General features: G+C 59.1%; 9 protein-coding genes and 1 pseudogene. 1 reads left to right on the top strand and 9 read right to left on the bottom strand.

All coding sequences use genetic code 11. The features are described 5' to 3' along the window. Positions 1-6 precede the first annotated feature (6 nt). Positions 7-1,914 carry an ATP-dependent zinc metalloprotease FtsH gene (gene ftsH, locus AB4O12_RS25360; protein WP_016771759.1) on the bottom strand — a complete coding sequence of 636 codons (1,908 nt, stop codon included), beginning with the start codon at positions 1,912-1,914 and terminating at the stop codon, positions 7-9. Positions 1,915-2,116: 202 nt separating this feature from the next. Continuing rightward, a complete protein-coding gene (gene rlmE / locus AB4O12_RS25355; RefSeq protein ID WP_056782866.1) occupies positions 2,117-2,746 on the bottom strand; it encodes a 23S rRNA (uridine(2552)-2'-O)-methyltransferase RlmE in 630 nt (209 codons plus the stop codon). Between the two features lie 101 nt (positions 2,747-2,847). Here rlmE and AB4O12_RS25350 point away from each other — a divergent pair, with 101 nt between their 5' ends. Next, positions 2,848-3,156, top strand: coding sequence for a YhbY family RNA-binding protein (locus AB4O12_RS25350; protein WP_016771761.1), 309 nt, complete (start codon positions 2,848-2,850; stop codon positions 3,154-3,156). A 9-nt stretch (positions 3,157-3,165) separates the two neighbouring features. Here AB4O12_RS25350 and AB4O12_RS25345 read toward each other — a convergent pair whose 3' ends face one another. From AB4O12_RS25345 to dnaK, 7 genes and pseudogenes are all read right to left on the bottom strand, one after another. Continuing rightward, positions 3,166-3,570, bottom strand: coding sequence for a hypothetical protein (locus AB4O12_RS25345; RefSeq protein WP_056782864.1), 405 nt, complete (start codon positions 3,568-3,570; stop codon positions 3,166-3,168). A gap of 28 nt (positions 3,571-3,598) precedes the next feature. Next, positions 3,599-4,075, bottom strand: a complete 477-nt coding sequence (gene greA / locus AB4O12_RS25340; protein WP_038861135.1) for a transcription elongation factor GreA — start codon at positions 4,073-4,075, stop codon at positions 3,599-3,601. A 2-nt stretch (positions 4,076-4,077) separates the two neighbouring features. Further along, positions 4,078-7,299, bottom strand: coding sequence for a carbamoyl-phosphate synthase large subunit (gene carB / locus AB4O12_RS25335; RefSeq protein ID WP_016771764.1), 3,222 nt, complete (start codon positions 7,297-7,299; stop codon positions 4,078-4,080). Positions 7,300-7,423: 124 nt separating this feature from the next. Beyond that, positions 7,424-8,561, bottom strand: a pseudogene (gene carA, locus AB4O12_RS25330) (glutamine-hydrolyzing carbamoyl-phosphate synthase small subunit). A 258-nt stretch (positions 8,562-8,819) separates the two neighbouring features. Further along, a complete protein-coding gene (dapB, locus tag AB4O12_RS25325) occupies positions 8,820-9,623 on the bottom strand; it encodes a 4-hydroxy-tetrahydrodipicolinate reductase (protein ID WP_041477928.1) in 804 nt (267 codons plus the stop codon). A gap of 9 nt (positions 9,624-9,632) precedes the next feature. After that, the gene (gene dnaJ / locus AB4O12_RS25320; protein WP_460059915.1) at positions 9,633-10,757 is read right to left on the bottom strand and encodes a molecular chaperone DnaJ; all 1,125 of its coding nucleotides are present in this window, start codon (positions 10,755-10,757) and stop codon (positions 9,633-9,635) included. A gap of 297 nt (positions 10,758-11,054) precedes the next feature. After that, the gene (gene dnaK / locus AB4O12_RS25315; protein ID WP_042608859.1) at positions 11,055-12,971 is read right to left on the bottom strand and encodes a molecular chaperone DnaK; all 1,917 of its coding nucleotides are present in this window, start codon (positions 12,969-12,971) and stop codon (positions 11,055-11,057) included. Positions 12,972-13,069: the final 98 nt, after the last annotated feature.

The following is a 13,069-nucleotide window of genomic DNA, read 5'->3' as shown; positions in this document are numbered from 1 at the left end:
CAAGCCTTAAACGTCAGCAGCCGGACCGCCAATCGGTTTTTCCGGACGCTCGTCCTGCACGACAGGCGGCGGAGGCGTACCGGTGCCACCCGACCAGTCGCGAGGTTCGCGAGGCGTGCGACCCGCCATGATGTCGTCGATCTGCTCGGCATCGATGGTTTCGTACTTCATCAGCGCATCAGCCATGGCATCCAGTTTGTCACGGTTATCCGTGAGGATCTGCTTGGCGGTGCCGTAGCACTGATCGATGATGCTGCGCACTTCGGAGTCGATCAGCTTGGCTGTCTCACCGGAGAAGCTGGCAGCCTGACCACCACCGCCGCGACCGAGGAACACTTCACCTTCTTCTTCGGCGTACATCAGCGGACCGAGTTTTTCCGACAGACCCCATTTCGTCACCATGTTCCGGGCAATCTGACTTGCACGCATGATGTCGTTGGAGGCACCGGTAGTCACACCATCGAAGCCCAGAGTCATTTCTTCAGCAATACGACCGCCGTACAACGAGCAGATCTGGCTGATCAGCGCACGCTTGGACAGGCTGTAGCGATCTTCTTCTGGCAGGAACATGGTCACACCCAGCGCACGACCGCGCGGGATGATCGATACCTTGTAGACCGGATCATGCTCAGGAACAACGCGACCGACAATGGCATGGCCAGCTTCGTGGTAGGCCGTGTTCTGCTTTTCTTTCTCGGACATGACCATGGATTTGCGCTCGGCGCCCATCATGATCTTGTCTTTCGCCAGTTCGAACTCTTTCATCTCGACGATACGCTTGCCGCTACGGGCAGCGAACAACGATGCTTCGTTGACCAGGTTGGCCAGGTCAGCCCCGGAGAAACCAGGAGTACCACGCGCGATCACTGCCGGAGCAACGTCGTCGCCCATTGGCACTTTGCGCATGTGCACTTTCAGAATCTGCTCGCGACCACGAATGTCTGGCAAGCCAACCACCACCTGACGGTCGAAACGGCCCGGACGCAGCAGCGCAGGGTCGAGTACGTCCGGACGGTTGGTCGCAGCAATCACGATGATGCCGTCATTCATTTCGAAGCCGTCCATCTCCACCAGCAACTGGTTGAGAGTCTGCTCACGTTCGTCGTGACCGCCACCCATGCCGGCGCCACGATGGCGACCTACGGCATCGATTTCGTCGATGAAGATGATGCAAGGTGCATGTTTCTTGGCCTGCTCGAACATGTCACGGACGCGGCTCGCGCCGACACCCACGAACATTTCAACGAAGTCAGAACCGGAAATGGTGAAGAACGGCACTTTCGCTTCGCCGGCAATTGCCTTGGCCAGCAAGGTTTTACCGGTACCCGGTGGGCCGACCATCAATACGCCGCGCGGAATACGACCGCCCAGACGCTGGAATTTGCCCGGATCACGCAGAAACTCAACCAGCTCGCCGACTTCTTCCTTGGCTTCGTCGCAACCGGCAACGTCAGCCAAAGTGGTTTTCACCTGATCTTCAGAGAGCAGGCGTGCCTTACTCTTGCCGAAGCTCATCGGCCCGCCCTTGCCACCGGCACCACCCTGCATCTGGCGCATGAAGAACATGAACACCGCGATGATCACCAGGATCGGGAAGCTGGCTACCAGAAGCTGGGTCCAGATGCTTTGCTGTTCAGGCTGCTTGCCTTCAACCACAACGTGATTGTCGACCAGATCGCCGATCAGGCCATTGTCCTGAATTGCCGGACGAATGGTCTTGAAGCTGTCGCCATCGGTGCGCTTGCCGGTAATCACATAGCCGTCAACGGCTACGCGCTCGACCTTGCCATCCTTGACCTGCTGGATGAAGTCGGAATAGTTGAGGGTCTGCGGCTCGTTAGGGCTGGAGAAGTTGTTCATCACCGTCACCAGGACTGCCGCGATGATCAACCACAGGATCAGATTCTTTGCCATATCGTTCAATTAACTACCCTCTGAAGCAAGCTCCGCTACTGGCGCGCGCTTCGCATGATATTCACCGGCCTAACTTACTACATTACCTACAACTCTGGCAGGCGCCGTCTGTAACCCTTTGTGAAACACTTTCTACACAATATTCGCTTATGCCTGCAGAGCGAAATATGAAAAACCTATCGCCCCGCCGAAAAACCTCGTTTCAGGCATCACCACCGCGATAACCCCAGGCCAGCATGTACTGCTCTCGGGAGCTGCCACGGGAAGAGTCTGGCTTGATCATCTGGATCTTGTCGAATTTCTTCCGAGCATCCTTCAGATAAACGTCGAACCCTTCGCCCTGGAAAATCTTGATGACGAAATTGCCACCGGGCTTGAGGATCCGTTCCGCCAGGTCCAGCGCCAGCTCGCACAGGAACATGGCCTTGGGCATATCCACTTCGGGCGTACCACTCATATTGGGGGCCATATCGGAAATCACAAGGTCCACCTGCGAATTACCCACAGCCTCAAGGATTTGAGCCAGCACCGAGTCCTCAGTGAAGTCACCTTGAATGAAGGTCACGTCCGGAATGCCGTCCATTTCAAGAATGTCCGAAGCGATCAGACGCCCCTGGCCACCGATCAGCCGACTGGTCACCTGCGACCAGCCACCCGGCGCCGCGCCGAGGTCGACCACGCTCATGCCCGGGCGGATCAATTTGTATTTTTCCTGGATCTCCAGCAGCTTGTAACTTGCACGCGAGCGGTAGCCATCCTTCTGCGCCTGCTTCACATAAGGATCGTTGACATGTCTTTTCAGCCAACCAAGGCTTGTCTTGGAACGCGCCATTGGGCACCTCGATGATTAGGGTCGTGATTAGTTGGGCGGATCCACGAACCCTCGGGTAAAATGGCCGCCATTTTACAGAATCCAGACGAAAGGGTCAGATTATGCCGCTCACTCCAGAGCAGAAGAAACAGTACAAATCCATCGGCCACCACCTCAAACCAGTGTTGACGGTAGCGGACAACGGTTTGACTGAAGGTGTTTTAGCCGAACTTGAACGCGCCTTGGCCGATCACGAGCTGATCAAGATCAAGCTCAATATCCTCGATCGCGAGTCGCGCCTGGCGCACATCGCCGAGCTGTGCAAGGTCGGCAAAGCGGACCTGGTTCAGGTCATCGGCAAGATGGCTCTGGTCTACCGCAAGAACTTCAGCGCCAACAAGCAGCTGTCGAACGTTCATCGCTTCAAGTGATGCGCAGGGTCAAGGGTGTGCTTCGCGCACCCTGCCACCCCATCCCGGCACCGGCTGCATGACCAGCACCAGCCCGGAAAATCCCAGCACCAGATAACTGAATACCTGCCAGCGCTGCGCATCCGGCCAGCCGACACGCACAGCGACATACATCGCGCACGCGTACAACGCCATCAACAGCACCTGCCCGCGAAAATCCCGCCATAGACTGGCAAGGCCCTCGGCCTGTACCAGCACCAAAGCCTGAAAGATCACGCACAGCGCGGCGAACCCCACCACCAGCACTTCGAATGCACTGGCGACTTCGTCGATCAACAGCGGCGCCAAGCCGATCTGGCCCAGCGCCGGCTGCAAACCGACATGAATCAACCATAGCCCACCGACCCAAAGCATCTGGGTCAGTTGCCAAAGCATGGCGCCCGCATGCAGCGGGCGCCTTCTTTCAGATGTGACGAACTTCGACAATCTCGTACTCGATCACGCCGCTTGGCGTTTTGACGGCGACAACGTCACCCTCTTCCTTGCCAATCAAGGCGCGGGCCAGCGGCGAACCGACGGAGATCTTGCCGAGTTTGAAGTCAGCCTCATCCTCACCCACGATGTGGTAAGTGACGCTTTCATCAGTCTCGACGTTGGCGATCTCGACGGTGGTACCGAAAATCACTTTACCGGTGTGAGGAATGGTCGTGACGTCGATGATGACCTGATTCTGAATCCGGCCCTCGATATCACGAATACGCGCTTCGACCATGCCTTGCTGTTCGCGGGCAGCATGGTATTCAGCGTTTTCCTTCAAGTCACCCAACTCGCGGGCCGTACCGATGTCCTGGCTGAGCTTCGGACGGACGACCTTGGTCAGGTGAGCATGCTCCTCTTCCAGGGCGCGAGCGCCCTGAACAGTCATTGGGTACTTGGTTATGCTCATGCCTTCAATCCTGCGTGTAGATCCTGCAAGCGGCGCACGGTCTTTTCCGGACCGAACTTCAGCGCTTCGCAGATCGCTTCGCCCGCAGCAATAGTGGTGGTGCAGTAGATCTTGTGCTGTAGGGCGTTGCGACGAATGGAGTACGAATCGGCGATCGACTGACGACCTTCGGTGGTGTTGATGATCAGCGTGACTTCGTCATTCTTGATCATGTCGACCACGTGCGGACGACCCTCGGTCACCTTGTTCACGCGGCGCACTTTCAGGCCTGCGGCTTCGATCAGCTTGGCAGTGCCGGCAGTGGCGACCACTTCGAAGCCCAAGTTGATCAGATCACGGGCCACGCCTGCAACCAGTGGCTTGTCGTCATCGCGCACGCTGATGAACGCGGTACCGCCGGTCGGCAGAACTTCGCTGGCACCCATCTGCGCCTTGGCGAATGCTTCGCCGAAGGTGTCGCCGACGCCCATCACTTCACCGGTCGACTTCATCTCTGGGCCGAGGATCGGGTCAACGCCGGGGAACTTGGCGAACGGGAACACCGCCTCTTTCACGCTGTAGAAGTTCGGGATGATTTCCTTGGTGAAGCCGATTTCCTTCAGGGTCTTACCGGCCATCACGCGCGCAGCGATCATGGCCAGGGAAACACCGATGCACTTGGAAACGAACGGTACGGTACGCGAGGCGCGCGGGTTGACTTCGATGACGTAGATGTCTTCGCCCTGCAAAGCCAACTGCACGTTCATCAGGCCGACAACGCCCAGTTCCAGAGCCATTTTCTTGACCTGTTCGCGCATCTCGTCCTGGATGTGTGCCGGCAGCGAGTACGGCGGCAGCGAGCAAGCGGAGTCACCGGAGTGAACGCCCGCCTGTTCGATGTGCTGCATGATCGCGCCGATCACTACATCTTTGCCGTCGCAGACCGCATCCACGTCCATTTCGATGGCGCAGTTGAGGAAGTGGTCGAGCAGCACCGGGCTGTCGTTGGACACTTGCACCGCGTCACGCAGATAGCGCTTGAGTTCGTCTTCCTTGTAAACGATTTCCATCGCACGGCCGCCCAACACGTAGGACGGGCGCACCACCAGCGGATAACCGATCTTCGCCGCAGCACGAACGGCTTCGTCTTCGCTGCGCACAGTGGCGTTTGGCGGCTGACGCAGGTTCAGACGCTCGACCATTTGCTGGAAGCGCTCACGGTCTTCGGCGCGGTCGATGGCGTCAGGGCTGGTGCCGATGATCGGCACGCCAGCAGCTTCCAGTGCGCGAGCCAGTTTCAGCGGAGTCTGGCCGCCGTACTGGACGATCACGCCTTTCGGCTTCTCGACGCGGCAGATTTCCAGTACGTCTTCCAGGGTTACCGGCTCGAAGTACAGACGGTCGGAAGTGTCGTAGTCGGTGGATACGGTTTCCGGGTTGCAGTTGACCATGATGGTTTCGTAGCCGTCTTCGCGCAGGGCGAGAGCAGCGTGAACGCAGCAGTAGTCGAACTCGATGCCCTGGCCGATACGGTTCGGACCGCCGCCCAGAATCATGATCTTGTCGCGACCCGACGGCGCGGCCTCGCACTCTTCCTCGTAGGTCGAGTACAGGTAAGCGGTGTCGGTAGCGAACTCGGCGGCGCAGGTGTCAACGCGCTTGTAGACCGGGAACACTTCCAGCTTCTGACGATGCGTACGCAGGTTTTTCTCGGTGACGCCCAGCAGTTTCGCCAGACGCTGATCGGAGAAGCCTTTGCGCTTGAGCTTGAACATCAGGTCGCGGTCGATCGAGGACAGACCGAGGGTCTTGACCTTCTCTTCGTCCTTGATCAGGTCTTCGATCTGCACCAGGAACCACGGGTCGATCATATTCATGCCGAAGATGTCTTCGACCGACAGACCGGCGCGGAAGGCGTCAGCCACGTACCAGATACGCTCGGCGCCCGGCACGGTCAGTTCGCGCTTGAGCACGCTCATGCTGTCCGGGTTGCTCAGATCGAGCTTCTCGTCCAGACCGCAAACGCCGACTTCCAGACCGCGCAGGGCTTTCTGCAGGGATTCCTGGAAGGTCCGGCCGATGGCCATGACTTCACCGACCGACTTCATTTGCGTGGTCAGGCGCGCGTCAGCCTTGGCGAATTTCTCGAAGGCGAAGCGTGGCAGCTTGGTAACGACGTAGTCGATCGACGGTTCGAAGGACGCCGGGGTCTTGCCGCCGGTGATGTCGTTCGACAGCTCATCAAGGGTGTAGCCCACAGCCAGTTTGGCCGCGACCTTGGCGATCGGGAAACCGGTGGCTTTCGAAGCCAGTGCCGAGGAACGCGAAACACGCGGGTTCATTTCGATCACGACCATACGGCCAGTGTTCGGGCAGATACCGAATTGAACGTTGGAACCACCGGTCTCGACGCCGATCTCGCGCAGTACCGCCAGCGAGGCGTTACGCAGGATCTGGTATTCCTTGTCGGTCAGCGTCTGGGCTGGAGCTACGGTGATCGAGTCGCCGGTGTGCACGCCCATCGGGTCGAAGTTTTCGATCGAGCAGACGATGATGCAGTTGTCCTTTTTGTCGCGGACAACTTCCATCTCATATTCTTTCCAGCCGATCAGCGATTCGTCGATCAGCAGCTCTTTGGTCGGCGACAGGTCCAGGCCACGGGCGCAGATTTCTTCGAACTCTTCACGGTTGTAAGCGATACCACCACCGGTGCCGCCCATGGTGAAGGACGGACGGATGATGCACGGGAAACCGAGGGTTTCGAGGACCGCGTTGGCTTCTTCCATGCTGTGGGCGATGCCGGAACGCGGGCACGCCAGGCCGATGGATTTCATCGCCTTGTCGAAACGCGAACGGTCTTCAGCCTTGTCGATGGTGTCGGCGTTGGCACCGATCATCTCTACGCCGAACTTCTCGAGAACGCCTTCGCGCTCCAGGTCCAGGGCGCAGTTCAGAGCGGTCTGGCCGCCCATGGTTGGCAGCACGGCGTCCGGACGCTCTTTTTCGATGATCTTGGCCACGGTCTGCCACTTGATCGGTTCGATGTAGGTGGCGTCGGCCATGTCCGGGTCGGTCATGATGGTGGCCGGGTTGGAGTTCACCAGGATGACGCGGTAACCCTCTTCGCGCAGGGCCTTGCAGGCCTGGGCGCCGGAGTAGTCGAATTCGCAGGCCTGGCCGATCACGATCGGGCCAGCGCCGAGAATCAGGATGCTTTTAATGTCTGTACGTTTTGGCATGGTTTGTCACTCAAATCCGCAGGTCAGTCGGCAAGCCGTCTTGATCGATTTCTGAAGTCCCGAAGGGGCCGCCGGAACCGGGGCCGCCCTCGAGGGCTTCTCTCTACAGTCTCAAGGCGAACGCTTAGCGTCGCTTGGCCATCTCGTTGATGAAGCGGTCGAACAGTGGCGCGACATCGTTCGGGCCGAGGGCTCGCTTCAGGGTGACCCCGGAAGCTGAACGCGCTCTTGTCGGTGCGCTCGATGCCTTGCAGGGTGCCGTCGAACAGCGATTTGTGGATCGCGCGCACGTTGGCTGGCAGGGTGGCTTCGTCTACCGCAAAACCGTGGTTCTGGCTGGTGATCATCACCACGCCTGTATCCAGATCCTGCACCGGGTGGTTGGCACCGTGGTGGCCGTGGCCCATTTTCAGGGTCTTGGCGCCGGAGGCCAGAGCCAGCAGTTGGTGGCCGAGGCAGATGCCGAATACCGGCGTCTCGGTTTCCAGCACTTCCTTGATCGCCTGGATCGCGTAGTCGCATGGCTCCGGGTCACCAGGGCCGTTGGACAGGAACACGCCGTCCGGCTTCAGCGCCAGCACATCGGCGGCTGGAGTCTGCGCAGGCACTACGGTGACGCGGCAGCCGCGCTCGACCAGCATGCGCAGGATGTTGACCTTGACGCCGTAGTCGTAGGCGACCACGTGATATGGCAGCTCGGAAGCTTCGATGGTCGCGTGGCTGTCGGTTTTCAGATCCCAGACGGTCGAGCGCCATTCGTACTGGGTCTTGGTGCTGACGACTTTCGCCAGGTCCATGCCCTTCAGACCCGGGAAGCCCTGCGCAGCGGCGATGGCTGCTTCTTCGGAGATGTTGTCGCCGGCCATGATGCAGCCGTTCTGAGCGCCTTTTTCACGCAGGATGCGGGTCAGGCGACGGGTGTCGATACCGGCGATTGCCACTACATTGTTGGCTTTCAGGTAATCAGACAGGGACATCGTGTTGCGCCAGTTGCTCGCTACCAGCGGCAGGTCACGGATGACCAGGCCAGCGGACCAGACGCGGTCGGACTCGGCGTCTTCCGGCGTGGTGCCGGTGTTGCCGATGTGCGGGTAAGTCAGGGTAACGATCTGCTGGGCGTAGGAAGGATCGGTAAGGATTTCCTGATAGCCGGTCATTGCGGTGTTGAACACCACCTCACCAACGGTCTGACCGTCGGCTCCAATGGCTTCGCCGCGAAAAATGCTGCCATCAGCAAGGGCGAGTATGGCTGGCTTAGTCAAGAAGACCTCCCGTAAATAACGCATGAAAGGGCAATCGCAGGTTGTAAAAAAGCGGAGTGACGTATGGACACGTCACCCCGCTTCTTCACTGAAATTATTCTGCGCGCTTTTAGTGGACACACTAAAGCTGTAGCTTACAGAAAAGGGCGTTTTTGGTCCACCGCTAAAGAGCCTTAAAGGCCGGAGAATGCGACAGGTCGTCGCCAAGCGGTAAAAACCGGCGCAAAACGGGACGTTTGCGCCGGGTTCAGCAACGACTCAACGCAGGTCGAGCACGTCTTGCATGTCGTACAGGCCCGGCTCGCGACCATCCAGCCACAGCGCCGCACGCACCGCGCCCTTGGCGAAGGTCATGCGGCTCGATGCCTTGTGGGTAATCTCGACGCGCTCGCCATCGGCAGCGAACAGCACGGTGTGATCACCGACGATATCGCCAGCGCGCACGGTGGCGAAACCAATGGTTTCACGCTCCCGCGCACCAGTCTGGCCCTCGCGACCGTAGACCGCGACCTTCTTCAGATCACGCCCCAAGGCATCGGCAATCACTTCACCCATGCGCACCGCGGTACCGGAGGGAGCATCGACCTTGTGGCGGTGATGGGCTTCCATGATCTCGATATCGACATCGTCTCCCAGCACGCGCGCAGCGGTGTCGAGCAACTTCAGGCACAGGTTGACGCCGACGCTGAAGTTGGCGGCGAAGACGATCGGAATGTCCTTGCCCGCATCGGCCAGCAATTGCTTCTCTTCAACACTGAAACCGGTGGTGCCGATGATCATCGCTTTGCCGTGTTTGCGGCAGAACGCGAGATTCTTCAGGGTCACGGTCGGGTGAGTGAAGTCGATCAACACATCGAACTCTTCAACCACACGATCCAGATCACCGGACAGCGGCACGCCGATACGGCCCAGCGCTGCCAGCTCACCGGCATCCGCGCCGACCAGCGTGCTGTCGGGACGATCGACCGCCGCCGTCAGACCGGCGCCCGGCGTCTGCTGCACCGCTTCAATCAGGGTCTTGCCCATGCGCCCGGCGGCGCCCATCACTGCAATACGTCGCATGCCGACTCCTTACAAATCGCCGAAGAAACGCTTCACACCGTCGAACCAACCGGTGGTTTTCGGCGAGTGGCTGTTGTCGTCGGCCAGAGAGCTGCGGAATTCTTCCAGCAGTTCACGCTGACGACGGTTGAGGTTGACCGGCGTTTCCACAGCGACACGGCACATCAGGTCGCCGGCACCGCCGCCACGCACTGGCGCAACGCCTTTGCCGCGTACGCGGAATTGCTTGCCGGTCTGCGTGCCTTCAGGGATTTTCAGTTTGACGCGACCGTCGAGGGTCGGAATCTCCAGCTCGCCGCCCAGTGCAGCGTCGACGAAGCTGATCGGCACTTCGCAGAACAGATGCTTGCCGTCACGCTGGAAGATGTCGTGTTCGCGCACATTGATCACAACGTACAGGTCGCCAGTCGGCCCGCCCCGGGTACCCGCCTCGCCTTCGCCGGACAGACGAATACGGTCGCCAGTATCAACACCGGCAGGCACTTTGACCGACAGGGTTTTGTACTCTTCGACGCGACCGTCGCCGTGGCAGGAGTCGCACGGATCGGAAATGATCTTGCCCTGGCCATGGCAGCGCGGGCAGGTCTGCTGCACCGAGAAGAAGCCCTGCTGCATGCGCACCTGGCCGATGCCGCCGCAGGTCGGGCACGTCGTCGGCGACGAGCCTTTCTTGGCGCCGGAACCATCGCACGGCTTGCAGTTGACCAGTGTCGGAACGCGGATATTCACCGACGTGCCGCGCACCGCTTCTTCCAGATTCAGTTCCAGGGTGTAGCGCAGATCGCTGCCACGCTGAGCGCCGCCACGGGCACCGCCGCGACCGCCACCGAAGAAATCACTGAAGACATCGCCGAAGATGTCCGAGAAGTTCTGGCCACCGAAACCGGCACCGCCGCCACCCATGCTCGGATCGACGCCGGCATGACCATACTGGTCGTATGCCGCGCGCTTGCTGGCGTCGGACAACACTTCATAGGCCTCGTTGCCCTCTTTGAATGCTTCTTCCGAAGCTTTGTCGCCGGGATTACGGTCGGGGTGGTGCTTCATGGCCAGGCGGCGATAGGCCTTCTTCAGGTCCGCTTCGCTCGTGCCCCGCTCGACACCCAATACTTCGTAATAGTCACGCTTTGCCATAAGTTCTTTGCACTCTTAAGGACGTTCGGCAAACCCCTCCTGAGCCTCGCCAAACTCGTTGAGCCCCCATTAAGGCCCGGACCCAACTCACGTCAATTCAACGATCCTGGTCTTGATTGATGCGGTATCTGCGGCGCGAAAAGCAGGAGCATTCCCGGCCATACCGCCAACATCCGAACGGTGTCGCATGCTGTAAAAATTCGCGTATTCCAGATACGCCAACGCGGGAGGCAAGCTCCCGCGCGGCGACATCCTACCAGTCACCGCCGCAAGGCAGTCAACCGGGCGACCAACAACTTACTTGTGGTCTTTGACTTCTTCGAACTCGGCGTCGACAACGTCGTCAGCCTTCTCAGCCGATTCGCCTTGCGGGGCCGCGCCATCAGCTGGCTGAGCCTGTTCGGCGTACATCTTCTGAGCAACCGGAGCGGAGACTTTCGACAGCTCTTCAACCTTGGCTTCGATGGCAGCCTTGTCGTCGCCTTTGACGGCGGCTTCCAGCGCAACCACTGCAGCTTCGATTGCAGTCTTCTCTTCGGCGGTGACCTTGTCGCCCGCGTCCGCGATCATCTTGCGAGTCGAGTGCACCAGTGCGTCACCCTGGTTACGGGCAGCGGCCAGTTCTTCGAACTTGCGGTCTTCCTCGGCATTCGCCTCGGCGTCACGCACCATGCGCTCGATTTCTTCGTCGGACAGACCGGAGTTGGCCTTGATCACGATCGACTGGGTCTTGCCGGTAGCCTTGTCTTTCGCGCCGACGTGCAGGATGCCGTTGGCGTCGATGTCGAAGGTCACTTCGATCTGCGGCACGCCACGTGGAGCTGGTGGAATGTCGGCCAGGTCGAACTTGCCCAGCGATTTGTTCTGTGCGGCTTGCTTGCGCTCACCTTGCAGAACGTGAATGGTCACAGCGCCCTGGTTGTCGTCGGCAGTCGAGAACACTTGCGATTTCTTGGTAGGAATCGTGGTGTTTTTCTCGATCAGCGCGGTCATCACGCCACCCATGGTTTCGATACCCAGGGTCAGCGGGCTGACGTCGAGCAGCAGCACGTCTTTAACGTCACCGGCCAGAACAGCGCCCTGAATCGCAGCACCCATGGCAACGGCTTCGTCCGGGTTGACGTCTTTACGCGCTTCTTTACCGAAGAAATCGGTAACCAGCTTCTGCACCAGCGGCATACGAGTCTGACCACCGACCAGAATCACGTCGTTGATCGCGCTGACGTCGATACCGGCGTCTTTCATGGCAATGCGGCAAGGTTCGATGGTGCGCTGAACCAGGTCTTCAACCAGTGCTTCGAGCTTGGCACGGGAGATTTTCACGTTCAGGTGCTTAGGACCGGTCGCGTCTGCAGTGATGTACGGCAGGTTGACGTCGGTCGACTGAGCGGACGACAGCTCGATCTTGGCTTTCTCAGCGGCTTCTTTCAGACGCTGCATGGCCAGCGGGTCACCTTTGAGGTTCATGCCGCTTTCTTTCTTGAATTCGTCAACGAGGTAGTCGATCAGACGAATGTCGAAGTCTTCACCGCCGAGGAAGGTGTCACCGTTGGTGGCCAACACTTCGAACTGGTGCTCACCGTCAACTTCAGCGATTTCGATTACGGAAACGTCGAAAGTACCGCCACCCAGGTCATAAACGATCACGGTGTGATCGCCCTTGGCCTTGTCCATACCGTAAGCCAGAGCGGCTGCGGTTGGTTCGTTGATGATGCGTTTTACGTCCAGACCAGCGATGCGGCCGGCGTCTTTGGTGGCCTGACGCTGGCTGTCGTTGAAGTAGGCCGGAACGGTGATCACCGCTTCGGTCACTGCCTCGCCGAGGTAGTCTTCGGCGGTCTTCTTCATCTTCTTCAGAATTTCAGCCGAGATCTGTGGCGGTGCCATTTTCTGGCCGTTCACTTCTACCCAGGCGTCATTGTTGTCAGCCTTGACGATCTTGTAAGGGACCATCTGGATGTCTTTCTGCACAACTTCTTCGTCGAAACGACGACCGATCAGACGCTTTACCGCGTACAGGGTGTTGTGCGGGTTGGTTACAGCCTGACGCTTGGCCGACTGACCTACCAGAATTTCGCCATCGTTGGCGTAAGCGATGATCGACGGCGTGGTACGCGCGCCTTCAGCGTTTTCAATAACTTTGGCTTTGCCGTTTTCCAGCACGGAGACGCAGGAGTTGGTAGTCCCCAGGTCGATACCGATAATTTTGCCCATGTTCACTCTCCCGAAACTTTGGATTTTGTTGCCGCAGCAGTGGTGGCTGACTGCGGTAGCACTTAAACGCTTGACTTCTAAATGGGGGCCTTGCGGCT

Source organism: Pseudomonas sp. S2_A05 (assembly GCF_054668485.1).
Note: the sequence above shows the minus strand (reverse complement) of the source record. Positions and strands in the feature narration are given on the sequence as shown.

Coding starts and splice junctions, on each gene's coding strand:
- ftsH (WP_016771759.1), bottom strand. CDS start 1,914: ATGGCAAAGAATCTGATCCTGTGGTTGATCATCGCGGCAGTCCTGGTG.
- rlmE (WP_056782866.1), bottom strand. CDS start 2,746: ATGGCGCGTTCCAAGACAAGCCTTGGTTGGCTGAAAAGACATGTCAAC.
- AB4O12_RS25350 (WP_016771761.1), top strand. CDS start 2,848: ATGCCGCTCACTCCAGAGCAGAAGAAACAGTACAAATCCATCGGCCAC.
- AB4O12_RS25345 (WP_056782864.1), bottom strand. CDS start 3,570: ATGCTTTGGCAACTGACCCAGATGCTTTGGGTCGGTGGGCTATGGTTG.
- carB (WP_016771764.1), bottom strand. CDS start 7,299: ATGCCAAAACGTACAGACATTAAAAGCATCCTGATTCTCGGCGCTGGC.
- dapB (WP_041477928.1), bottom strand. CDS start 9,623: ATGCGACGTATTGCAGTGATGGGCGCCGCCGGGCGCATGGGCAAGACC.
- dnaJ (WP_460059915.1), bottom strand. CDS start 10,757: ATGGCAAAGCGTGACTATTACGAAGTATTGGGTGTCGAGCGGGGCACG.
- dnaK (WP_042608859.1), bottom strand. CDS start 12,971: ATGGGCAAAATTATCGGTATCGACCTGGGGACTACCAACTCCTGCGTC.